This window comes from Treponema sp. (assembly GCF_052169735.1).
In the GTDB taxonomy this organism is placed as follows: Bacteria; Spirochaetota; Spirochaetia; order Treponematales; family Treponemataceae; genus Treponema.
Window position 1 is genome coordinate 1 of sequence record NZ_JBQNBW010000001.1, and the last position, 21795, is coordinate 21795.

Genomic DNA, 21795 nt, shown 5'->3' on the forward strand with positions numbered 1-21795 from the left:
TTTTGGTGAAGTACTTAAAAGAAGCACACTATTACATTCCGGACTTAGACGGCAATGTTGAACTCAATGAATCAGGATTGGAAACGTATCGAGCGGCGGCAGAAGATGCACTACCCATTCTCTTTCAAGCAGGATATTTAACCATAAAAGAGTATATCAGCGATGTCAGACTGTACCGGCTCGGCTTTCCCAATGATGAAGTGCGCTACGGCTTTTTAGAGAATCTGCTGCCTGCATATTCTGCTATACCGCTTACCCAAGGGGGAGCCTGGGTTGCACGATTTGTGCAAGACATCCGTGGGGGAAAAGTTGATAGCTTTATGGAGCGGATGCAGTCGCTTATTGCCGGTATTCCGTATGATAATTTTACGGAAGAAAACTTGAGGTTGAGGGAACAGAACTACCAAGCCGCGGTATACCTAGTCTTTAAGCTGATAGGACAGTTTGTGCAGACGGAGGAGTATTGCAGCACAGGTAGAATAGATTGTGTGGTATACACGGCTGAGTGTGTTTACCTTTTCGAGTTTAAGCTCACCGGCAACGGTAGCGCAGAGGATGCGCTCAACCAGATAAAAGAGAAGCACTACGCAGAGAAATATCTTGTAGACGGGAAAAAGATAGTGCTCATCGGTGCAGGATTTGATGAAGTGACACGAACGATTAGAGACTGGAAAGTAGAACAGCTATGATAGATAAATCCTGCACCGATCCGCCATGGACGGCGGTGGTTCCACGCAGTAGCGACGTTTTTGCGTGAGCAAAAACTCGACGTCAAACAAGGTCCACGGACGGACATTGTTTGACAGGGTTTCGACGAAGAAAAGCGTACCGTCAAAGAGTGGAAAGTAGAGCTATTGTGATACAGGCTCAGCAGCGATATGGAGAGCATCGCTAACAAATGTACTTGCTGAGTACATTTGTTAACTCTGTATCAAGAAAAAACGCTAAAAGATAGGGCAAATCGCTCATTTTATGGCGTTTTAGTACATATTTTTAATTAGTTATCTTACACTTTATCTGTCAAAAAAATGTGTAACTCTAACTTTTTTTGTATTAGGCTATGAACGTATTCTTGTCAATCATGCGCATTCGGTTAGTTTTTAGCTGCAACTAATCAATATTCATTGTAGCATTGCTTTTAGCGAAGTTTCCAATACTTGAGAAAAATTTATACCTTGCATTTCTGCTTTCCGTTTTAGCGTATACGGAATAGTACAATTAGTTTTAACTCGCCGATTATCCATTTGATTTTTCACAAAATCAGGATAAATAGTAATTGCATATACTATATCGCCTGCATTTGTTTGTATATCAGAAAAAGTCTCAATAGGCAACGTATCACCGTCTTTTTCCATACTGTATATATGCAATTCGAGCGCTTCTTGTGCCATTGCTTGCGCCTCTTGAAAGTTTTTTCCGTAACTTACACAACCTAAGACATTCGGAAAATAGACGCTATAGGCGCCGTTTCCTGCCGGCTCAAAAACTGCTAAATAAGTCATTTTACGCATATATCGCCTCCTACTTTAATCCTGCTTGTTTTAAGACGCTATTCAAAGTGCCTGGTTTTAAATCACCGCCGTGCATAGGAATAGTTATTTTTCCTTGCTTTTCAGGATGCTTGAGCTGAAAGTGAGAACCTTTTGTTTCGTGCACATACCAGCCATTTTGGTTTAATAGCTTTAAAACTTCTTTTGCAGTCATAATTTTATAATACGTATTATAAATACGTATGTCAAGTTACCGCATTGCCTCACGTTAAATCTAACCGAAAAAGAAATCGCTACGCTTCCTCATGCTGCAATAATTGACAGTTGCTTTTCCGAAATAGGAATCAGCACCCCCGTTTTAACCTACCATTGCGGACAAACCGATAGGCGTGATGTTTTCCGGAGTTCTCTCTAGCCTTCACGCGGCACTTCTACCCGTACTTCCGTCCCCGTTTCCGGTTTACTGGTGATGGTGAGCGTTCCGCCTAATAGCTTTGCCCTCATTTCCATACCCCTCATGCCAAAGCGCAGCCCGCTTTCAGCATACAGTGCCGTTGTATCAAAACGTATAACCACTATATCCGCTTTGCCTTTTTAGCCGGCTATAGCGTTACAGCCTTCTTGATTTATGTACAAGGATGATGTACCATAAGGATGTGGAGCGGAATACGGATTTTGTATATCTTAATACATTTGTATGGGATACGGAAAAGAATGAACTCAACAAGAAAAAACATGCAGGGTTGTCTTTTGAACTTGCAAGTCGTGTATTCAACGATCCGTTACTGTACAATGTGTATGACTACTCCCATTCCGATGATGAATATAGAGAGAAGTACATTGGCAAAATTGAAGGGCATTACATCGTAAGTGTAATCGCAACTGATAGAGACAATTTGATACGGCTTATATCTGCCCGCAAAGCCGACAAAATGGAGATACGATGCTATGAAGAGAACGCAAAGAGAATACAAGGTTATTGATTTTCCACCGTTGACAGCGGAAGATCGGGCAGTATTAGAAAAACTAGATAACATGCCCGATACTGAAATAAATTATGAAGATATTCCTCAAAGTGCCCCTGACAGCACTGGCGGTTTTTACTATTTTCAGTCATTAAAAATCCCCAAGACCGATATACATACAAAAATTGATAATGATACCTTAGCATGGCTGAGAAAGGATGGAAAAGGCTATCAGTCGCGGCTTAACAATGTGCTGCGGTGGGCGCGGATGAACGGATGTCCGATTGCATCAATGTAAAAAGAGGTCAATATGGCGTACGAAACCGCTACCCATTCGCCGGCACGTCTACCCGTACTTCCGTCCCCGTTTCTGGTTTGCTGGTGATGGTGAGCGTTCCTCCCAATAGCTTTGCTCTCATTTCCATACCCCTCATGCCAAAGTGCAGCCCGCTTGCAGCATACAGTGCCGCTGTATCAAAACCTGTTCCGTCGTCAAAAATCATGATGCGGATCTTATCATGGTGAGGCAAGGCTGCCCCATCTTTTCCCGAATATTCAACATTCCTAATAACCACACTTGTTTCTTCTGCTTTTGCATGAACGTTATTACTTATACCCAATACTGAACCCATTATTATAATAAATAATGACTATTTACAGTAAAGCCCTTATACAGATTAAGTGTAAAAGAAACCCATCAAACAAAACCCAGACATTCCCTCGATATTCTTATAATACCCTTATTGATCTCCTAGCATCGACACCTTTATAATAGATTTCTTTCAGAAGAATCGTTCTTATAGAATTTCCACCCCTTTGCTTTTGCTGCATTAAAAGCACTCGCTAATTCAGCCGGCTGTGTAAAATCTTTGTAGTTATAATCGCCATTGCAATAGAGAAGGGCTCTTCCACTTTTGTTAGTTTTTGCAATATTGATAAATATATCCTTAAAAACATCTGCGGTAAGCAGGTTGCCGCAGCATTTCAGCGATTGCAAAGCAGACATCCCCTGCACGCTCAGGCTCTCCATCAGGTTGTCGGCGCAGGACAGATATTGCAACGCAGTACACCCTTGCGCGTTCAGGCTCTCCATCAGGTTGTCGGCGCAGGACAGATATTGCAACGCAGTACACCCTTGCGCGTTCAGGCTCATAAACGTGTTGCGGGAGCATTCCAGCTCTTGCAACGCAGAACACCCCTGCACGTTTAGACTACTAAGCTCGCAGCGGAAGCAGTCCAGATATTGCAAAGCGGACAGCCCCTGCAGGTTTAGACTCGTAAGTGGGTTGCCGAAGCAGACAAGGTCTTGTAACTCAGTACACCCTTGCACGTTCAGGCTCGTAAGTTGGTTGTAGTTGCAGGACAGAGTATTTATATCACGCCCTTTGATAGTAACATTCTTCCCCGTGTCTTTGAGTAAAACCTCTCCCTCCTTATCGCTTTTCAAGACCGCTACTTTTTCACCGGCGTTCCATACTTCTACATCACTGCCTGTTAGGGTTCGTACTGTTAGTTTTATAGTCTGCTGTGTCGTTCGTAATACTACCGTATTTTCTTGTCCTTCTTCAAAGACGGTAACGCCGTTAAAGGTTCCGCTCTCAATAGCCGTGCCATTGAAGTTAACATGCTTTATTGCTGTTCCGTTGTATGTAAGCATTTCAAGCCGCCTCCTTACAGCTGCATTGAGAGTGTAGAACCGGTAAGGTTGAATGCACTTTTAGGTACCAAGGTTTTTAATTCTTGCTGTAGCGTTTCAAGCAGCGCTCTGTTTTCATCTGCCTTATACTCTGCAAGGCTATATCGTTTTACCGGATAATAGGGATTGCTCCCCAGCCATTGCACTTCCGCTTCTGTTAAAAGCCGGTCAAAGAAAAGAAGGTTTGCAAGTGCCCCTTTTACGGTTTTTACATAGGGGCTTTCTGCCATATCATAATGCAATTCGTCGTTTTCCAAAAGATTGGAAAACTTTTCTTTCGTTATTGAATCTATTACTTTTTCTTTGTTAATATATACGATTTTTCTACAGTAAGTAGCCTGCATATCGGTCATTGTAACGATATTAAGCCATTCGTTTTTGGGAAGTTTTTCAGGAGATATAGAAAAAGATTCGTAAGGGACATACCTCAGACTGGTTGTTACATAAAAGGACTCTATATTTCCGTCCTCATCTGTAAAAAAATACCCACAATCAAATTTACTATAATCCCATATATGATTAAAAGAATTTTTAGGCTGCGTGGTATTTATTTTTACCCATCGTGAATGACTCCATTGTTTGCCTATGCCCATGCAGGGAATCGGAGCTCTTTGAGCGCACCCTCCTTTAAAATGAATAACAGAGCCAACCGACGCATCTTTTGTTTTTTCAAAAGTGCCGGTTAAAATGCTTTGCTGCATATTCCCAGAGCTATCAATAACCGTTACGGCTTTTACCTCTGTTATGGTAAGTTTTTCTATCGTTACGCTATCAGCCAGCTGAACCTTATAGCTTTCAGAGCCGTGCATCCAGATACCCAAATAAAAGACACCTTCGGACGGTATCTCCACGTAAAATTCTTGTGTGTCATTTATGTCAGCCCCCCAAGGGCTCTCTTTCCCATCAGATCGAAATACCATAAGATACGGCCGGGCATCTCCCGTCCACTTTGAAGTAATACTAATATGATAGCGGGTATTTGTTTTTAGCGGCATTGCGCTGTTTCCGTATATTTTAGCTTCTTTCTTTTGAACAATAGGAGCTGGAAGGGTGAACAAAGGCGTTTCATCTAGTGCTATATCCGCCATGTCGTAGGCGCATACGGGGTTTAAGGGCATACGGTTTTCTCTGATCGCTTTGAGCGTTTCGATGTCCTGCTTGTTTTGATTTGCGCGTGTTGCAAGTTTTTTCAAGGTATTTAAATCCTCTGGCGCATTATCAATAAGCGCTTTTATGTTTTTATCAATCGTATCAAGCGCTTCTTCTTTTGCTTTTTGTATTCTTGTTTGTACGTCGTTTTTTGTCGCTGTAATAGTTTTATTTATTTGACCGAGTGTCGTAAGCTCCTGTTCGTCTGTTGCGTCTGCGGCTTTCAATGTTCCCGCTTCGCTGCGCAAGGCTAGGGCTTTTGGATAGACGCTTTCTTGTGCGCCATGAGGAGCAGTATCCTTTTGATGTGCGGCAAGCTCATTTGTAAGGTCTGTTACTTTTTTTGAAAGAATATCTGATTGTTCTTTGACTTGTTCTGTATTTTCGCTGATTCTGTTCAGCATATCTGCGCTCACTAAATCGCCGTAAGAATGATAGTCGATGTACGCCTGCGATACAGTTTTTAAGAATATAATTGCCCGATAGCAGTCTTTATTTGAAAGCTCGGAAGCAACAGAATCAATGCTCGCATATTCATAATCGACATTAAGGACAAGCCGCTTTTTCCGTGCTGCATCTTCAAAAACGGTCAGCGATTGTGCAAAATAGATGCTGTGAACAACATAATAAGGATTATTCGGAATAATGTTTGTAATGTGTTCATCCCGAACAAAATTATCCGGGTTTTCCATTAAAATATCTGCGTTAAATACCTTCTGCATAGCAGCTCCTTTTCTTTTTTCACCTTCTTAAACGTAATGCTTTTAGGCATAGTCTGTTCCTCGCTTTGAAATGACCGGGCGATCATTAAAAACCATACCGAGAAAAAGCCGTGAATCGCGCGAGTGCTTTTTGGTTTGCTTGAGTTTTATTTTTTGGGTAAGATAGCCCTTATATTCCATTTCAATCTCATCAATAACGCCTTGTGTAAATCCGTAGCCGCGCAGACTTTTAAACGCTACGAGGTCATAGAGTGAAAGGCGCGGGTCTGCCCATGTTTGAATGGACGTATCGGTTGAAAAATGCCGGTAAAAGTGAGCCATCTTTTTTAATACCTCTAATGCAACGGTATCACTTGCAAGCGGGCCGACTTCAATATTTTTGATAATTTCTCCATTACGCTGAATATCATCTTCATTGCGTGCAGTAATGGTTTTCTTTTCCTTTCCGGCAACGAGGCGATTGCCATAGATATTGACGGTAACAGTTTGCGGATGATGCGGGAAATAATTCCATATTTTAAGATGAATCCCCAGTGCTGTCATTCGATACGAAAATTCAAACTGACTTTTTAAAAAAAGGTTTGCGATTTCCACATGGGAGATATTGACGCAATCTTTCATTTCAATTTTATATTCCAATGGTTTATTCAGTGCATTATGGGACTCAACTGCGGCAGCATCTCCTTGATTAAATACTGCGTGTTTATCAGGGATTTGATAGTCTTGCGGCATTTTCGGCACCGTAATCTGCTCAGCTTTAAGGAGAATATGATCAGGCTTTTCTTTTACCATAATGCAGATCGTTAGTTGTTCTCCTTCATTTTTATCAACAAAATTCCAGAGGCTTATTTCTGCTTTTATGGCTTTGCCCGCATCGTCATACTGATAGATGATACGATATTCAAATGCTCTCGGGATAAAGGGATCTGAAAGTTCAATTGCCGCAAAGGTTGTAGGCAGTATATATCGTTTTGTAAAAGACGGCTCAAGACCTCCCCCTACCGGATACATGCCGTACGGTACATTTTTGTAGGTATCTGGAAATGACTGTTTTTTTATGCGCTGATAGAGAATAACGTCTTTTGAGCCGATGTGATATTCATCTTCATATTCATACTGCGAATATGAAAGATTGATAACATTCGGCGTATTTTGTGCAGCCGCTCCTTGTTTGCCTCCTGAATATTCATTCAAAAGAAAGTGCCTGACCGGATAGCGCAAAGCCGCATGACGGGAGAGTGTTTCCGTTGCAATGAGAGCACTTCCGGTTTCATCGCATGCGCAGAAAGCATTCGTTAAAAGGCACAAAGCATTAAGAAGCGAACTGACGGTTCCATTGAGTGGCATCCTTTTCAGCCGTATCCGTTTCAAAGCTGTGTCGATACGGGTTGTTGAAAGACTGAGTGCGTTCGCTATTTTCGCAAAACAGGCAAACGCATTTGTCTGTTCTTGTATACCGAGTGTCAGATAGGTATTTTTATTGACGCCGATGTAATCTTGCGCTTTGATGGTAACCGTTGCATCTTTTTCATTGTTTTGTATTGTCATAACAAAAAAGGTTCCCAAATCAACGAAGAAAGGCTTATAAGAATCAGGTTGTTTGAGCAAAAGACGTGCGGAGCAAATTGCATTGGTATTTAAATAGCCGGCGATCGGACTTTTGCTATTTTTATTGTCATAGAGCCGGGTGATGTTATTCAATACCATATCAATTGAGCTGATATAAAGCCTTCCGATTGAACCTTCTTTATTTTCCGTCTTTTTCTTTTTTGTTTTGATGCTGATAATATCTTTTTCGGAAATAGAAAATTCAAAGCCCGGATAAAAGGCGATAATCCATATCCGTTTGTTTGGCGTATGCTTGATGATATGTAGTTCTAATATTGCCGCATTTTGTGCCGGTAGGTCAAAGCTGAGTGTGTCGGCACTATTGTTTTCGATTTGGTAGTGCGCGAGAGGTATCCCTGTTTTTGTCTTTGCCGTAATGAGAGCTTGTTGTATGATTCTATCAGGGTTTGTTTTGAGTGTTATTTTTCTTAATTCGATCGACGGCATGTATAAGGTAATTGTATCGCTGACACTTCCGTGTATATCTGCTTTTGCTCCAATGTACCCAATGCGTGAATATGCCCGATTTTTTACCGGATGGAGCCTACCATCTTTATGTTTATTTTCCGGGTTGGGAAACAGGCACCCTCTCATCATACTCCTGGTAAAAAAACGATCTTCAAGATGAGAAAGATAGGGATAGACAATCTGATCGGGTACCGATCCATTTTGCGCATTCGAGGCCTGTATTTTAATACTTTCAGGGGCTCTGCATGATAAAAAACTAAACACAACAGCGGCCGTATAGCGGCGGTTATTTCCCCGTATGATACGTGCAGTCTCGTCTCTGACAGCTTTCATCAGTCGCTACCCGTTATAGACATACCATTCAACGGTAACATTGAGCGGGCGCGTTTCTTGCGAATGGCGCGCATTATCGTCTTTCGTGGTATACGCACTCCGTTGTTCATCATACATATATCGCGTATAACTTTGACTTGAAGCACCTGCCGTTCCCGCCTCATGCCGTGATGCATTATAATCTTCATACCCGTGGGTATGTGATTGTATGGTATCAATCTGTCCGCCGCCTGTACCGCCTACTCCGGAGTCATGGCTTATTGCGGTACCGGTTGCTTGAAACTTACTGGCGTTCCCCCCTGCAAGCCGGAAGAAATCTCCCGGATATCGCTCATGGATAGCCGCCCACTGACTTTTTGTTGTTCTCGGATATTGTTCCCATGGCACTTCCATACCGGGTAAGCGAACATAAGAAAAACCAACCGGCGGCACATCGGGATTTTCCGAACGGATTGTCTCAACGGCTTGTGTCAGAAGTTTTATCGACGCGCACATATTATTCCAGTTACTTTCTAAAAGAGCATCATCGGCAAGTACTGTTTGCGGCACACTATTTTTAAGCTGTACAATCAGTTGATCAAGCTTTGTTCGTAACGCCATAGCCGTTTTATGCACCTCCTGTTAATTGAATTTTAATGCAAGCCCTTCATAAAGGAAGCAGCCGTTTTTTCTCATGCGGTAGCTCATCTTTTTCGGTTGTACCGTATCAATTGTAATGCGGTCAAAAAGAAGCCGTACCGCATCAGGAGGCGCTATCGGCGGCATCCGCTCTTTTTTGAGATACAGGTATTTTCCCTCATCATAAAAAGCGCTTTCAATTTGTTCGATAATGTGTGAAAGGCTCTCATAGCCTTCTTGGGTTAAAAGATTGTATTTAATCGAAACGGCTTTGTAGCGGCGGATAATATCTTTGCGCTTGGAGCCGTCTGCTGTGGTAAAGGTGGTGCTGACTTCTTTGTCTTCAATGGAAAGCTGTCCGCCTTTCGGCAGCGGATAAAACGCATCGGCAATACAGATAAAGTCCTGCGGATAATAGTGTGCAAGGTATTCACTTTCTTTCATCTTTTTACTCCCCGACATACCAGCGCTGTTTGCCGTCTTCAACAATATGCAGCAATTCCCGGTCATGGGAGCGGAGCATGTTAAGCATATTCTCCTCAAGAGAATCGTGCTGGTTTTGTGTGATCTCAATGTGATACGACGGATTATAGCTGACCTGTTGGGAATTATCCTGCTGCTGGTGCACTCCTGCCGCTTTAAACATTTTTTCGAGGTTCGGCGTATTAAGCGGTAAAATAAGTTCAGCAAGCCCCGCCTCTCCTACAAGACCGGGCGCTCCTCCGGGGAGCGTTATGCCGGTGCCGTCTTTTGATGGAAGGACGATTCCTCCTTGTGCGAATTTTATCGGGCGGGGAGCAGCGGGAAGCGGCTGCTGGATATAATCGGGAGGACGTGGTTGAGCCGCTACCACACCGATTTGAATCCCTGCGGCAATAGCTGCTGCTGTGTGTGCTGCCCCGCCAATCGGATCGGGTATCGCAAAACGCGCAACTGCTTGAGCTGTCTCGATAGCGGCCTGTATAGAAAGATTGATAACTCCTTGAGCTTTTTGCCATGCGGCCGTCTGTTGTGCCGCTTTTGCAGACGCCTCTCCTGCCGCATTTTCCGTTTGAATACGGGCAGCGGCATACTCATATTCTGCTTGCGCTTTTGCGTTTAATAACTGCACCTCAGCGATACGCGCTTCCTTCTCTCTCTTCCGTTTTTCATCCGCTTCTTTCTTTTGTGCTGCAGCTTCCGCTTTCTTTTGCCGTGCCTCTTCAAGCTGCTTTTCTAAGTTCCGGAGCTTTTCAAGGTTTGTCTCTGCTTCAAATTGCCCAGACAATTCTTGGATTGTTCGTGTTCTGTGCGCCTGCTGTTTTTCATATTCTTCATTCCGCCGCGCCTCTTCCCGCTCGACATCCTCTGCTTGCTTTTGCTCTCTTCTTTCGGCAAGCTCATTATCAAGTTCAAGAAGCCGCTCATTTTTCTCTTTTTCAATTTCTGCAAGCCTCAACGCTTGTTCCCGTTTGCGCTCCGCTTCTTTATTGTCGATAGCTGCTTTTCCCGCCTGAGCGATCGACTGTACAACCTGCTGGAGAGCGCTTCCGATTTTCGAGAACGCATCTGCGACTTCGTTTGCCGCTTGCGCAAACGATTTCCCTGTTTCCTTTGCCGCATCTTCTTCCGTCTGCTTCATCTCCTTTAGTTTCTCGATCTGTTCTTTTATGGCTTGTGCCTTTTCCTTTTCTTTTTCATTGCCTGAATCTTTTAAGCGAAGGTATTCGCGGGAAAGTTCATTCTGTTTTTCTAAATACCCTTGTGCCCGGGCAAGATGTTCATTACGCGTACGCTCTGCATCCGTTTTCCCTTCTAGAGTCTTGAGTTCTTTTTTTAAGGCGACTTCTGCGGTAACGCTTTTCTTTGTCTCCTCCGCTGTTTTATGTATGGCTTCAATTTCTTTTTTATGCCGCTCATCGGCAAGGCGGGCAAGGTCGGCGTTCGTTTGTTCCGTTTCTTCTTTAATGGATTGATGCGCTTTCCCGACTTCTTTTACTAAGGATTGCTCTAAGGTTAATGAGATATTTCCATTTTCTTTTAATTGTTCCGTAACATTTTCTTTATGAAAGGTCTTTAAGAGGTTAAGCCGCTTTTTGTAATGATCTTCTTCTATTTTCTCTTTTTCCGTTTGCTTTTGTGCTGCCGTGAGGTTTTGTTTTTCAAGCAGTTCAATTTCCAGTTTAAACGTCGCATCAAGTTCTGCAAGACGTTCCTTTTGCGTCTTGTCTTCTTTTCCTTTTTTGGTCTTTTCCGGAGTATTTCCTGAAGAGGCAGCCTCTGGTGTCGCGGCTGACTCCGGAGTGAAGGACTCTTTTGATAAGTCTTTTAAAGAGGCAATACCGGCTTCCGTTTCTCTGATGTCGGTTTTAAGCTTACTCATCTCGTCTCTGACCTTGGTAAGTCCCTCTTTCGCGGACGTTACCGTTTTAAGGGAAGCCGGTAATAGGGCAAAATGCTCTAATGTTTCTGCAATTGACCAGGCGGTGCTTTCGCCATATTCCTTTACCTTTTCTGTCAGCGCTTCTTCCGCCTTTTCAAGGTCATTCAAGACTTCTTTATTATGCGCAAGATCGCTTTCTTTGAGGGCTGCCAGTTCATGTGCCCCGCTTACAAAATTTTCAATGCGTGCAATCGTTTTACCGGTAATCTCATCGACAACGCCGGCTGATTGTCCGGTAATTGCTGCCAGCTCTTGCGCAATTTCTTTCATGCGAAGCGATTCTTGATTGGAGAGCTTTTGCTTTGCTTCAAGCGTTGCATATTCTTTTGCAAGAGCGCTTATTCCTTGCGCCTTTTTCATAAAGGCGGCATTCTCGTCCATTGCTGCTAAACGAAGGGATCGCTCTTTTTCCGCAGCACGGTCAAGCCATGCGCACAGTTCTTTAATCGCCACAACCGCCGCTGTTACGCTGATGACAATAAGACCGATGTGATTCGTCTGTAAAGCTGCATCGAACGCCTTAAACGCTCCTTGCACTTTTTCGATAGCCCCTTTCGCTTGAATCATTGCCGGGATAACACCCATGACAGCAGCAGTAACTGCGGTAACTGAAAGAACAATTTTCCCCACACTGATAATGTTTTGTAATGTTGCGCTATCAAGTTTTTGCAGGTATTCAGCGCCTTGAAAAAGCGGCTCAAGAAGTGCTTGTACGGAAGGAATGAGCTCTTGCCCGATTTTAATCGCAAAACTTTGTGCATGAAGGGCAGCCTGCTGGAGCTGAAAACCAAAGGCATTCGGCCCCGCTGTTGTCGCCTCGGTGAACGCTTGTTCCGTCGCTCCTGCCGCTTCCTGCATGGCGCGTAAATCGCTCGTAAACTTTTGAGTGCCCGCGCCTGCCGCATACAGGGCAAGTTTTCCCGCTTCGGCGCTGCCAAAAAGATTGCTGACCGGCTCTCCGGTTCTGGCCGCTTGCTCTTTGAGGGCGGTAAGCGCTCCTTGGAGTCCGCCGAATTTTTCAATAAGTGCATCTCCGGAGACAACGCCGAGTTCCTGAAAGGTTGCCGCTAAACGCTCCCCCGGTTTTTGCAGCTCTGTAAGCACCGCAGAAAACTTTGTTGAAACTTCCGCAGCCCCGCCGATAACGCCGGTACCGGAAGAAAAGACGGCAAATAGTTCTTCTTGACTAATGCCTAAGGTATTACTTTGACTCGTTACCCGCTGGATAGATGCTGCCAATTCCGGGAAGGAGGTCTGCCCGAGTTTGACCGTGGTAAAGGCTAAATCCGATACTTTTTTCTGTGCCTCGTTGGAGGTGTTTCCGTATGCTTTGGTAACGGCTGAAAGGAGCTTGATGGCATCTTTTGTCGTTGCCCCTCCTGCCGTCGCGCCCTTTGCGGCAAGTTCAAGATGTTTCGCACTATCGGCAGAATCGCCGAATGCAGAGATTATTTCATATAAGCCATCGGTTAAATCTTTCGTTGTTTTTCCCACTGCGGGGGATAGGTCTAGGATGTTTGCTTGCAGCTGTTTTATCCGCTCTGTTGCGCCGGGAATAAGGGTTTGCACCATAGCGAATCCTGCATTAAAATCACGGGCAAGCTTCGCCGCAGCCATACCGGTTGCTGCAATCGCGGTTGTTGCAACGGCTGCTTGTTTTGAAAGACTTGTGAACAATTCACTTGCATCCTTCGTAGCCTTTTTAAAGTCTTCAAGCTTTCTTGTTGTCTCTGTAACGCTTTTATTAAAGTCGGTATTGTCTGCAAGGATTTTTAAGGTGATTTCTTTTGCCGTAACTGCCATAGCTTTTCTCTTTTCTGCTTTAGTTATACAGGTTCATAAGCGCTATATCGTCTCCGACTGAACCGCCGGTCTCTTTTGCTTCTTCCCGCACAATACCGCGCTTGGCCAGTTCAAAGACAACGCCGTGCCTAACTTTTATGACCAATGTTTCAAGCGCCCAGCTTTCCAGTATCAACTGCTCTGAAACATGGTACAGCATCATCGCTTGATCAATGAGTACACCCCAGTCGTTTTTTTTTCTGTGCTCTCATCTGCTCCGGTCTTTTCATCCGGTACTTTTTTCACAAAGTTTTCATAGATTGCAAAAATGAGCATCGTATACATTGAATCAATTTGCGCTTTTGAGGCATGCTTTCTTAAAAAATCTTCCGTAAAGGCAGAATCATAAAAGGAGCAAAAAAGAGAGACGGCGCGGATTTCATCGCTCATAATTTTTTCTTTGCTATCGCTTTCCTTTTGCTCTTGGATGTCTTTGTTGTGATTTTCAATTAATGGGATTGCAAGCCCTGAAGGGATATAGCCGATTTCAAATTCATGCCCTAAAAAAAGTACTTTTCGGCTTTCTGCCCGAAGCGCATCTAAATTAATAAGCTGCTGTGCCACTTTTTTTTCTTCTCCCGATTATGTTCATAATGCCAAGCGGGTCTCCTGTTTTATCAGAAAGCCCCGCTCTCCTTTTCTCTTGTAACAACACCAATACCCTCGCTTATCGCATTGAGTACTGCGCTATACTTCCGGCGTTTCGCGGTACAAACTAAACGGCTCAAAATCCTCATCCAACACTAAATCGGGGTGCGGAGAAAACTCAAACTTCATAGCGACTTCGGCAACAGTATCCGCATCGTTTTTGCTCTTAAACGCGATGGAATCTTCTCCGTCATAAAAGCCGTAGGGGAAATCAAAGGTGCGGCTAATAATTCTGCCGTCTTGCGCTTTTCGCTTATTGGTAAGCCGCATCGAAACCGGCTGCACAACGCCGCCTGAGCCCTTACCCAGTGAGTACGCTTTGATTGGGGTAATTTCGTATTCAACCGTTGCCGCCTTAGCGGGATCAAAGTCTCCTGCTGCCGTAAAAAGATAGCCCCATGTTCCGGCGGCTCCTTTTTCAATCGTGTAATCGGCAGGACTGGTAAGCGTTTTTGTTCCCTGCTTAATGACAATGTTTTCAGGTCTTTCTCCGTCATAATTGGGGTGCTGAAATTCATAGCGTTTATCCTTTATCGCGGAGCCTGCATTGAGTTCATCGATTTTTTTACCCTTCGTGCCGGGGATGATCTTGACCGTTGCAATGCCTTTCATAATCTGCCCGATCAAGGGGACATACCGCTCAAGTAGCGAAAACTCAACGCTCGCTTTCATGTCTGTTTGCCCTTTCAGCGGCACCGTTCCGTTATCCGCTTTTACATCGATTTTGCTTGAGCTAAAGGCAATCTTTACCCCGCGGGCAAGCCCAAGGTCAGAAAGCTCTGTAAGCTCGTACGTTTTCTTTGCCTTGTCGATAGCAATATCCGCATTCGATAATTCGATTTTTACCGAAGCGAGTACCATACTGTCAGGATGCTGCGCCTTTGTTACGTCCATTTTTTTCCTCCTCAAATCGCACGAATGCGAAAGTACCGTGGTTTGCTTTCATCAATCTTCGTTGCTTAAAAAGCGATTGCGCTTTCTTTCACTTCAAGCTCAACAAGCCAGCTTTCCCGGTAGGAGTACTGACCGTCCCGCTCATTCAAATCAGTAAAGAGTTCATCATCTTCTCTGATAGCAGTATGATATGCCATGCCGTATTCTTTTGCCCCGTCATCGGGAGCGCTCCCCGTTCCTTCATTGCAGAGGGCAAACCCTTCCGCGTGGTCGAAAAAGAGGGCTAAGCGAATGGAGGAGGCAAGGCAGTCGTTTAAGGCTGCTTCTGTTGCCGCGAGTTCCGCACATGCCGTTGCCCGAAGCCGTATCCTGATTGCGCCGTTTCCCGGCACAACCGGATGCGGTAACAGGGCAAGTTCAACATGGAATTTATCGCTTTGCACTTCTGCCGGTAAAAGGATGGCTTGCGTTTTACACTCTTTTTCAAGGTGCGCCATATATGAGGTGATAATATTAAGTGGTGCTGTTTGCATAATACGTTCCTACGCGGTCAAGCATTGTTTCAAGGACAGCATCGGGGATAAAGAGAAAGGGACGGGCGGGAATCTTTACGCTCTTTTTTAAGATAAAAAGCGGGATAGACGCGCCGCGCATGGTTTTACGGGAAATAATTTTCTTTTGCGCAAAAATAACATTGCCGGGCTTTCCGTTTTTAAGCGGCCGAAAGACGCTGTAATTATCTTTTTGTAATCCTTTGATAACCTCGCGGGCGGAAAAACCGTAGCGCCGCTGAAAGGTTCTCACCCGTGCACTTGCCGGAATTGCAAGGCTCTTGCCATTCTTTGCTCGGATAATCGTTTCGCTTCTGCCGTCTTCCCGGTTATGTACTTGGGCATACGGGACATTCGTTCCGACGACTGCCTCAGTGTCAGAATGCCGCGCAGTAAGGCTTGCCCGTAAGTGTCCCGTATCGCGCAGTGTCTTGTTTCCTTGTTTTACTTCCTGCGTCAGCGCTGCGTTTGCCGGAGTAATATCTTTTTCAATATTTTTCTGCACGGTAGAAAGCGCCATAAGAGAAAGCTCTTTCATTAAAGGTTTCGATGAGCTGATATTCCGTACAATGCTGTGTCTTTCTTCAAGTTTGAAGTGTATATGCAAAAAGCGCCTCCTTAAAAAAAATCGTTAGAAAGAAAAAGGAGGCGCTTCTTGTCAGGGTTAGTGGGTTATGTCTTTCTTGTGCAGCGCCTCTGTTTTAAAACGTGAATATCTTTACTTCGTCCGGTACACAGACGGCAGCGCACGGAGCAGCATACTCGCGTTCGGCTTCTATTGAGCCATACCGATCACTTAACAGCCGCTCTGCTCTTTGCAAAAATTCTTTTCTGCCATGCGCGTCCCCGTTATACTCATAGAGCTTTGAAACGGTCATCAGCTTCACCGCTTCCCGCTGTGTGCGGCTCCATGCGTTAAACGGTTCTTTCACTAAGGCGAGGAGCGTTTCAAGGGTGTCGTATGCTTTGCTGATGCACCCTTCCGTAACCGCTTCGGCGCTCTGCCCATTCGTCCACGAAAGCTCTCTAAAAAGCTTCGGGCTTATGAACGCTTGTATCTCAGGAACGGAAACCCTATCAGGGCTCCCGCTTCCTTGTCCCTGCTGCACTGTGTTTTTTTCAATTCCGTGCATTGCTCCTCCAGCTTCATACGGGGATGCCGGAAGCGAGTTAAATATTGCCGTTTCTTCCATCGTACTTTTTTTTACGCAATGTATTTTTTGATCGTCGATTTTGATACGGCAAAAGCAGGAAGCGGCTTTGACGATGAGATAATCTTAACCCGTGAAGGATCACTTTTGTACTCATAGGCGGCAAAAAACGGCAAAGGCTGCACGCGCGCATCAAACTCATCGAGGGCGGCATAAAAGAGCTTCCCTGCATTGGCAAGGTCTACCGTCTGCATTGACTTTGCTTCAATGACTTCGGTAATCGACCCTGATCCGGGCAGCTTATAGGTGCCTGAGACCGCTTGTATTTTATACTTGCCGAAAAGAACACACCCGTAATCAGTCCACTGGATAGGAGTAGCTCCGGCGTTTTTGGTTACGAGCGCAACGACCAGTGCGTATGCATCTACTCCGGCTAAAAAGCGCACATCGCTTGACGCTCCGGTCAACTGCTGTTCGATGTACTGTGCTTCAAGCGCTTTTTGCAGCTCTCCTATATCAGAGCCTACAGTCAGGGCAGACGCGGTAAGCGATTTTAAGGTGCCGATTTCCACCTGATACGTGTCGCTCCCGCCGCCTTCCGTGTGAGCAGGATATGCAATCTTGCCTGAAAGGGCTTGGCATGCGAGTATCTCTGTTGAGGTACTCGTGCGGTCTCGAAGGTTTTCGCTGATTTCGGTGAGCTTTGCGTTGAGCCCATCGGTCATCCCCATTGCAACGAGGTTATTGAGCTCGCTTGCTAAAAGCACCCTGTTCATGGAAAGCGGCATTACCTCGACAAGCCCTAAACTCCGCTTATCTCCATCAACTGAAAAGGATTGAGTACCGCGAACAACCACCGGCACCGCTCCGGTTTCTTCCTGTACATCGGCAACGGCAATATAGGGACTGGTAAGCTGCTTGCGCTTATTCTTCGGAAATAACAGATCAGTCATCGGCGTTGCCGGTTTCGGCAAACTCGTAATGACATCCGTAAAATTTTTAACCGTAAAAAAGGCGTTTAATGCGCCCGTCATTCTTGCATTTAAAGGCATAGGTTTATCGACTCCTTTTCAAAAACAAAACATCCAAAGCTATTCACCCGTACGCACGTGAAGCATGAGCACGGGTGAATAGGCACACGCTTCACGCGCATATACTACAGTGCGTAGATACCGTTTTTCCGCAGTTTCTCAACAAGCGTTTCTGTACAGGCTGTTGCGCTTTCCGTATAAGTTACCGATTCTTTTTTGACCGCACCGAATACCACCACCTGCGCAACGGCTTCTTTACTTTTGCCGTCATCGTCTCCTGTAACAGTATTGTACAAAATGCCGACGGCATCATCGGCATCGGTTGCAAGGTGCCTCACCTTCCCGTTATCAACTTTGACCGCCGTTCCTGCGGTAAGCCCTTTAAGCCCATCTGCAACAGGGTATGCGGCGATAATGTGGTTACTGCCTGTGATAACTGATTTTTCTTGAAGCGTAACGCTTCCGATTTTTGCATTCATAAAATTCTTTTCTCCTTAAAATTTCCTGTAAACGGCTGAAAATAAAAACAAAGACGCCGCTTTTTAAAGCGCGCCGAGCATCCTCATTCCACAGGACGCAGCCCCTTCTTCTTTAGTACTGCTTGCGCTGTCGCTATAATCAAAACCTGCATCCCCAACACTCACCGGCTCCGGCCAGTGCATTAAAAGAGCGCCCAAGGCCTCAAGCTCTGTTCCTTGCACATTTGTGCCGTTATCGGAAAAGTTGAACGCATCCGTGCGGTCTGAAAGCCGCTCGGCAAGGGCTGCCGCTTGAGAGGCAATCCCCGCAGGAACCTTCCCCTCAATCTTTGCCTTAAAGGCAGAAAGCCTACTCACGCGCGCTTCTTTTTCAAGCCGTTGCATCCGGTCTGCAAATTCTGCAGGGATTGCCTCTTCTTTTTTTTCTTCCCCTTCCAAAGCCGCAAGTTTTTCTTCAAGCTCCTTTTTATCTGCCGCTGCCTTTTCATTGACAGCCTTGAGTTCCGCATTCTCTTTTTCTAATGCGGCTAGTTTTTCTTGCAAGGCTTTCACCTCTTGCTCATTCATTATATTTACCTCCTCTCCTGCGCATTCACTACAGTTCCCCGAAAACTGAAACACCCGCTTGACATCCCCGTCGGCATAGCTGAACGGCTTTACCTCAAGTTCTTTTAAGCCGGGTATTTTCGGCGGCGTTGCTCCCAAAAAGGCAAGATGGTGCAGGTACGCCTTTCCGTCTTTCGCCCGCTTCGGGATGCTCACGCTCCAACCGTCATACGCGCCGGATGTGTACAGTGTATCAAGGGCATCGGTAAACTCGACATCCCCGGTAAGCGTTGCCCCGCCATCCGAAAGCGCAACGCTCCACACGTTCCCGTATTTCGGCGCATCATCGCGCCGCATTGCCTCATGTCCGATGCCGACAGGACGGCGCGGCGTAAAGGTTTCGACAACTTCTTGTAAGTCTTGCGCCGTAATCGGATCGGATGCCATTCCCCATTCGCCGACTTTTGCGAGCTCTAATGTCCTCACTGTTCTCATGCCTTTGGTTCCCCTTTCTCTTGTAACGCTGCTGCAATCCGCTTTTTTGCAATATCAAAATATCCGTCGTCAAGCTCTATACCGATGAACTTACGACCGGTATTGATGCAGGCAACGCCGGTTGTGCCGGAACCCATACAATTATCCAGAATGATATGCTGTTCTTCCGTATATGTTCTTATTAAATACTCCAGTAGAGCCACCGGTTTTTGGGTTGGATGATTTACTTTTTCATGAGAATTGCTGACAACGCCCGGAAAGGTAATAATATTACTCGGATATTTATAGTCTGCATCGAAGCTAGACCAATCACGTGGTGCGTACTGTGTTGCAAAACATACTTCACGAGAATTGTTTCCATTTGTTCGCCATTGTTTGCTTTTGCCTCGTTGGGCTTGACGCACTCGGTCTGATATTCTCGGTTGCATTTGCGGCGTATATATATTTTTCCCGTATGAGAAAACAACAATATCCTCGCTATATTTAAGATGCATTCGCTTTGCATTTCCCATATTACTCGGCTTATGTTTTTGCCACGTTAATTTCTCGCGAAACATTTTTTTATTACTACAGATCAAATCACTCGTAAAAGGTTCGTTTCCGAAAAGGATAATAACTCCGCTTTGTTTCAAAATACGTTTATATTCTTTCCATAATGAATCAAAAGGAATCTGTATATCCCACGCACATTTTGTGGTGCCATACGGCGGATCGGAGATAATAGCGTTGATACTGCCGTCCGGTATTTTGGGCAAAAGGTCGATGCAGTCACCGTGCAATAGTGTTATGTTTTCTGAAAGGTTCATAGCCGCTATGATAGCGCTTGAGAAAGCTGAACGAGGCTCCTCCAGAGCGCCCCTCATGCCGAGCGTTTTTTGCCTAAAAGGGGGGTGTTTCTTCCTGCGTCGGCTTATTGTGTGAAAAAAGGTGGTGCACCCCGTGTACACTAGTGCATTTTGCCCCTCGCGGGGTGTTTTAGCCGGAGCCGATGTGCTTAAATGCAGCCGAAAGGCGTTTTTTTGAGAAAAGGGTAAAACCGCCTCAAAAAAGCCCGCGTTGTGCTTGCTTTTTTCTCCTCTCTGTGCCATACTGAATGCATAAGGTAGAGGTGTGGCCGCGGGGTGGGTGTGACGCCGGTCTCCACATTGGGCTATCATAAGGCATACTGAACATTCCGAAAGCTATCGCACGCGGAGGTACGGAAAGCAGTATGCCTTTTTTATTTTTTCACTCTGATAAGGTCTCCATTCAACAAGAGCCACACTTCCTGCAATGTGTCCGGTATTTTTTCTTCATGTAATGTTTTCCGCGCAGCTTCTATGGCTTGCTGTTTTGTGTACGGTTTTTCCCCGCCAAGGTGGAGGATTGCAATTTCAGGATGTTGCTGTGCCGCTTCTGTAATTCTCTTGCCGATTTTCTCGATATTGTTGCTATCTACTTTTTTCATCTCGACAATTTTATTAAGTGTGGTCTCAAGTCCTTCCGGATTTTTTATCCCTTGGATCAAATGATTTTCCGGGGTAAAGACAATTTTATAGCCCTTCTTTTCTAGCGCTTCGGCGATTGCTATTTCGTGCTGTTTCGGCTCTGCGCCTTTTATTATTGTCGCATGATATTTCGTTGTACCAAGTTGCCGTTTTTCTGTTTTTTCAGACGCAAGAGAGAAGTCATAATTTTTAAGCCCAACTTGATGAGCACACGCATTGACCTCATCTGCAATGTCGTATTTGACAATCCGCTCTTTCATCGTATCGGTAATACGCCACCAGCTTTCTTTTTCAATCGGGTTGCCGCCAAATCCTTTTTGAATATGAATAGCGCTCTGCAATGTTTTGATCGGCACATTCTGTACAGCCGCATCAGTGTCATACACTGCGCGGAAGGTAGTGCGGCAGTTAAAGTGATACGGCGGAAAGCCGTATTTTTTCCAAAACGGATGATTGGAAGGAAGCGCCCTCCCATTCCCAATAAGAGATGCAATACCCTTACAGGTATCGCTTGTCCTTCCGTCTTCAATGACTAAAAGCTCCCAGGCGCGAGGCGGATTATCCTGATACTGCATAAGCCGCCCGGCGTTATAGGCGGTCTGGACATTGGTGCGGTAGACTGTTTCAAAATAGCCGGGAGCAATATCTTCTCCGCGAGTATTCAAAGTTTCCCGAAGTGTTGCCCATTTTTCTTGAAAGCCGTCTCCTTTTTCAAGGGCGGTTACAAGCGTTTGCCGTACCTTCTCGATATGGTCAAGCTCTGCAAGGCGGGCAACGGTAAAGGCGCGGAAGCGAAGCGGCTTTTCAAGCTGCTCCCATTCCCCCTTATGCATCGGCACCGTCCCTTTTAAGAAGTCAATCGCCTGTTCAAAAGGAACCGCCTCACGCGAGCGGATAATCTGTAAATCATCATCGGCAAAAGAATCGCGCGGCGCTTTTGCGTGGAGTCGCCCTAAAAGGAGTGCCCCCTCTAAGACGATTTCGGTAATGGTAAAAAGCTGCTTATTGACAGGCGGAGCTGTGCGGGATTTTTTGAGTGCTTCTTTTGAAGGCGGTGTATCGGTAAAGTGAAGATCAAACCATGTGGTAAGGCTTTCGCGTACCGCCTTTTTAAAGCGCGAACGTCCGGCGCTGCAAAAAGCATTAAGGAGGCGCTGCTCATCTTGTAGCTGCGCGCGCTTTTTTTGGAGCAAAATCTTT

The 21795-nt window shown here is 45.3% G+C and carries 24 protein-coding genes; 3 read left to right on the forward strand and 21 right to left on the reverse strand.

The window, feature by feature from the left end; translation table 11 throughout:
• The coding region (locus ACTTJ8_RS00005; protein ID WP_442719961.1) for a PD-(D/E)XK nuclease domain-containing protein at positions 1-689 on the forward strand (689 nt) is incomplete at its 5' end.
• 432 nt (positions 690-1121) lie between these two features.
• Here the strand turns inward: ACTTJ8_RS00005 and ACTTJ8_RS00010 are convergent.
• The 3 genes from ACTTJ8_RS00010 to ACTTJ8_RS00020 all read right to left on the reverse strand — a co-directional run bounded on the left by ACTTJ8_RS00010 (position 1122) and on the right by ACTTJ8_RS00020 (position 2066).
• Positions 1122-1511 carry a type II toxin-antitoxin system HicB family antitoxin gene (locus ACTTJ8_RS00010; RefSeq protein ID WP_442716886.1) on the reverse strand — a complete coding sequence of 130 codons (390 nt, stop codon included), beginning with the start codon at positions 1509-1511 and terminating at the stop codon, positions 1122-1124.
• Between the two features lie 10 nt (positions 1512-1521).
• Entirely contained in the window at positions 1522-1704 is a 183-nt protein-coding gene (locus ACTTJ8_RS00015; RefSeq protein ID WP_442716887.1) for a type II toxin-antitoxin system HicA family toxin, read from the reverse strand.
• A 197-nt stretch (positions 1705-1901) separates the two neighbouring features.
• Complete coding sequence (locus tag ACTTJ8_RS00020; RefSeq protein ID WP_442716888.1) at positions 1902-2066, reverse strand: hypothetical protein; 165 nt, start codon at positions 2064-2066, stop codon at positions 1902-1904.
• A gap of 80 nt (positions 2067-2146) precedes the next feature.
• On the opposite strand from ACTTJ8_RS00020, the gene ACTTJ8_RS00025 reads away from it, so the two are divergent.
• Positions 2147-2473: a BrnT family toxin gene (locus tag ACTTJ8_RS00025; protein WP_442718530.1), complete on the forward strand. Its 327-nt coding sequence runs from the start codon at positions 2147-2149 to the stop codon at positions 2471-2473.
• The gene (locus ACTTJ8_RS00030; protein ID WP_442716890.1) at positions 2439-2753 is read left to right on the forward strand and encodes a BrnA antitoxin family protein; all 315 of its coding nucleotides are present in this window, start codon (positions 2439-2441) and stop codon (positions 2751-2753) included. The genes ACTTJ8_RS00025 and ACTTJ8_RS00030 overlap by 35 nt, the downstream gene beginning before the upstream one ends.
• Positions 2754-2781: 28 nt before the next feature.
• Here the strand turns inward: ACTTJ8_RS00030 and ACTTJ8_RS00035 are convergent, their stop codons facing one another.
• The 18 genes from ACTTJ8_RS00035 to ACTTJ8_RS00120 all read right to left on the reverse strand — a co-directional run bounded on the left by ACTTJ8_RS00035 (position 2782) and on the right by ACTTJ8_RS00120 (position 21788).
• Entirely contained in the window at positions 2782-3087 is a 306-nt protein-coding gene (locus tag ACTTJ8_RS00035) for a sensor histidine kinase (RefSeq protein WP_442718531.1), read from the reverse strand.
• 134 nt (positions 3088-3221) lie between these two features.
• Positions 3222-4112 (reverse strand): leucine-rich repeat domain-containing protein, encoded by an 891-nt coding sequence (locus tag ACTTJ8_RS00040; RefSeq protein WP_442719962.1) that lies wholly within the window; start codon positions 4110-4112, stop codon positions 3222-3224.
• A gap of 14 nt (positions 4113-4126) precedes the next feature.
• Complete coding sequence (locus ACTTJ8_RS00045) at positions 4127-6022, reverse strand: hypothetical protein (RefSeq protein ID WP_442719963.1); 1896 nt, start codon at positions 6020-6022, stop codon at positions 4127-4129.
• Between the two features lie 42 nt (positions 6023-6064).
• Positions 6065-8431, reverse strand: coding sequence for a hypothetical protein (locus ACTTJ8_RS00050; protein ID WP_442719964.1), 2367 nt, complete (start codon positions 8429-8431; stop codon positions 6065-6067).
• A 6-nt stretch (positions 8432-8437) separates the two neighbouring features.
• The gene (locus tag ACTTJ8_RS00055) at positions 8438-9031 is read right to left on the reverse strand and encodes a hypothetical protein (RefSeq protein WP_442719965.1); all 594 of its coding nucleotides are present in this window, start codon (positions 9029-9031) and stop codon (positions 8438-8440) included.
• A gap of 21 nt (positions 9032-9052) precedes the next feature.
• Positions 9053-9493, reverse strand: coding sequence for a hypothetical protein (locus tag ACTTJ8_RS00060; RefSeq protein WP_442718536.1), 441 nt, complete (start codon positions 9491-9493; stop codon positions 9053-9055).
• Positions 9494-9497: 4 nt separating this feature from the next.
• Complete coding sequence (locus tag ACTTJ8_RS00065) at positions 9498-13274, reverse strand: phage tail tape measure protein (protein WP_442719966.1); 3777 nt, start codon at positions 13272-13274, stop codon at positions 9498-9500.
• 19 nt (positions 13275-13293) lie between these two features.
• Positions 13294-13476: a hypothetical protein gene (locus ACTTJ8_RS00070; protein WP_442719967.1), complete on the reverse strand. Its 183-nt coding sequence runs from the start codon at positions 13474-13476 to the stop codon at positions 13294-13296.
• Positions 13473-13877 (reverse strand): hypothetical protein, encoded by a 405-nt coding sequence (locus ACTTJ8_RS00075; RefSeq protein ID WP_442719968.1) that lies wholly within the window; start codon positions 13875-13877, stop codon positions 13473-13475. Before ACTTJ8_RS00075 ends, ACTTJ8_RS00070 begins: the two co-directional genes overlap by 4 nt.
• A gap of 123 nt (positions 13878-14000) precedes the next feature.
• A complete protein-coding gene (locus ACTTJ8_RS00080) occupies positions 14001-14855 on the reverse strand; it encodes a hypothetical protein (protein WP_442719969.1) in 855 nt (284 codons plus the stop codon).
• Positions 14856-14920: 65 nt separating this feature from the next.
• On the reverse strand, positions 14921-15388 hold the full coding sequence (locus ACTTJ8_RS00085; RefSeq protein WP_442719970.1) for a hypothetical protein: 468 nt from the start codon (positions 15386-15388) through the stop codon (positions 14921-14923).
• Positions 15369-16013: a phage virion morphogenesis family protein gene (locus ACTTJ8_RS00090; RefSeq protein ID WP_442719971.1), complete on the reverse strand. Its 645-nt coding sequence runs from the start codon at positions 16011-16013 to the stop codon at positions 15369-15371. The genes ACTTJ8_RS00085 and ACTTJ8_RS00090 overlap by 20 nt, the downstream gene beginning before the upstream one ends.
• A 94-nt stretch (positions 16014-16107) precedes the next feature.
• Positions 16108-16539, reverse strand: a complete 432-nt coding sequence (locus ACTTJ8_RS00095) for a hypothetical protein (RefSeq protein WP_442719972.1) — start codon at positions 16537-16539, stop codon at positions 16108-16110.
• Between the two features lie 71 nt (positions 16540-16610).
• The gene (locus ACTTJ8_RS00100) at positions 16611-17609 is read right to left on the reverse strand and encodes a major capsid protein (protein WP_442719973.1); all 999 of its coding nucleotides are present in this window, start codon (positions 17607-17609) and stop codon (positions 16611-16613) included.
• A 104-nt stretch (positions 17610-17713) separates the two neighbouring features.
• The gene (locus tag ACTTJ8_RS00105; protein ID WP_442719974.1) at positions 17714-18067 is read right to left on the reverse strand and encodes a hypothetical protein; all 354 of its coding nucleotides are present in this window, start codon (positions 18065-18067) and stop codon (positions 17714-17716) included.
• A 63-nt stretch (positions 18068-18130) separates the two neighbouring features.
• Positions 18131-19108 carry a hypothetical protein gene (locus ACTTJ8_RS00110; RefSeq protein WP_442719975.1) on the reverse strand — a complete coding sequence of 326 codons (978 nt, stop codon included), beginning with the start codon at positions 19106-19108 and terminating at the stop codon, positions 18131-18133.
• Positions 19105-20196 carry a DNA-methyltransferase gene (locus tag ACTTJ8_RS00115; RefSeq protein WP_442719976.1) on the reverse strand — a complete coding sequence of 364 codons (1092 nt, stop codon included), beginning with the start codon at positions 20194-20196 and terminating at the stop codon, positions 19105-19107. The genes ACTTJ8_RS00110 and ACTTJ8_RS00115 overlap by 4 nt, the downstream gene beginning before the upstream one ends.
• 131 nt (positions 20197-20327) lie before the next feature.
• A complete protein-coding gene (locus ACTTJ8_RS00120; RefSeq protein WP_442719977.1) occupies positions 20328-21788 on the reverse strand; it encodes a phage minor head protein in 1461 nt (486 codons plus the stop codon).
• Positions 21789-21795: the final 7 nt, after the last annotated feature.

Bases quoted from the DNA above. Each gene is read 5' to 3' on its own strand.
- ACTTJ8_RS00085 (WP_442719970.1), bottom strand. From the start codon at position 15,388: ATGCAAACAGCACCACTTAATATTATCACCTCATATATGGCGCACCTT.
- ACTTJ8_RS00030 (WP_442716890.1), top strand. From the start codon at position 2,439: ATGAAGAGAACGCAAAGAGAATACAAGGTTATTGATTTTCCACCGTTG.
- ACTTJ8_RS00070 (WP_442719967.1), bottom strand. From the start codon at position 13,476: ATGATGCTGTACCATGTTTCAGAGCAGTTGATACTGGAAAGCTGGGCG.
- ACTTJ8_RS00115 (WP_442719976.1), bottom strand. From the start codon at position 20,196: ATGGCACAGAGAGGAGAAAAAAGCAAGCACAACGCGGGCTTTTTTGAG.
- ACTTJ8_RS00095 (WP_442719972.1), bottom strand. From the start codon at position 16,539: ATGCACGGAATTGAAAAAAACACAGTGCAGCAGGGACAAGGAAGCGGG.
- ACTTJ8_RS00060 (WP_442718536.1), bottom strand. From the start codon at position 9,493: ATGAAAGAAAGTGAATACCTTGCACACTATTATCCGCAGGACTTTATC.
- ACTTJ8_RS00100 (WP_442719973.1), bottom strand. From the start codon at position 17,609: ATGCCTTTAAATGCAAGAATGACGGGCGCATTAAACGCCTTTTTTACG.
- ACTTJ8_RS00065 (WP_442719966.1), bottom strand. From the start codon at position 13,274: ATGGCAGTTACGGCAAAAGAAATCACCTTAAAAATCCTTGCAGACAAT.
- ACTTJ8_RS00035 (WP_442718531.1), bottom strand. From the start codon at position 3,087: ATGGGTTCAGTATTGGGTATAAGTAATAACGTTCATGCAAAAGCAGAA.
- ACTTJ8_RS00110 (WP_442719975.1), bottom strand. From the start codon at position 19,108: ATGAGAACAGTGAGGACATTAGAGCTCGCAAAAGTCGGCGAATGGGGA.
- ACTTJ8_RS00080 (WP_442719969.1), bottom strand. From the start codon at position 14,855: ATGGACGTAACAAAGGCGCAGCATCCTGACAGTATGGTACTCGCTTCG.
- ACTTJ8_RS00015 (WP_442716887.1), bottom strand. From the start codon at position 1,704: ATGACTGCAAAAGAAGTTTTAAAGCTATTAAACCAAAATGGCTGGTAT.
- ACTTJ8_RS00045 (WP_442719963.1), bottom strand. From the start codon at position 6,022: ATGCAGAAGGTATTTAACGCAGATATTTTAATGGAAAACCCGGATAAT.
- ACTTJ8_RS00055 (WP_442719965.1), bottom strand. From the start codon at position 9,031: ATGGCGTTACGAACAAAGCTTGATCAACTGATTGTACAGCTTAAAAAT.
- ACTTJ8_RS00010 (WP_442716886.1), bottom strand. From the start codon at position 1,511: ATGCGTAAAATGACTTATTTAGCAGTTTTTGAGCCGGCAGGAAACGGC.
- ACTTJ8_RS00105 (WP_442719974.1), bottom strand. From the start codon at position 18,067: ATGAATGCAAAAATCGGAAGCGTTACGCTTCAAGAAAAATCAGTTATC.
- ACTTJ8_RS00040 (WP_442719962.1), bottom strand. From the start codon at position 4,112: ATGCTTACATACAACGGAACAGCAATAAAGCATGTTAACTTCAATGGC.
- ACTTJ8_RS00050 (WP_442719964.1), bottom strand. From the start codon at position 8,431: ATGAAAGCTGTCAGAGACGAGACTGCACGTATCATACGGGGAAATAAC.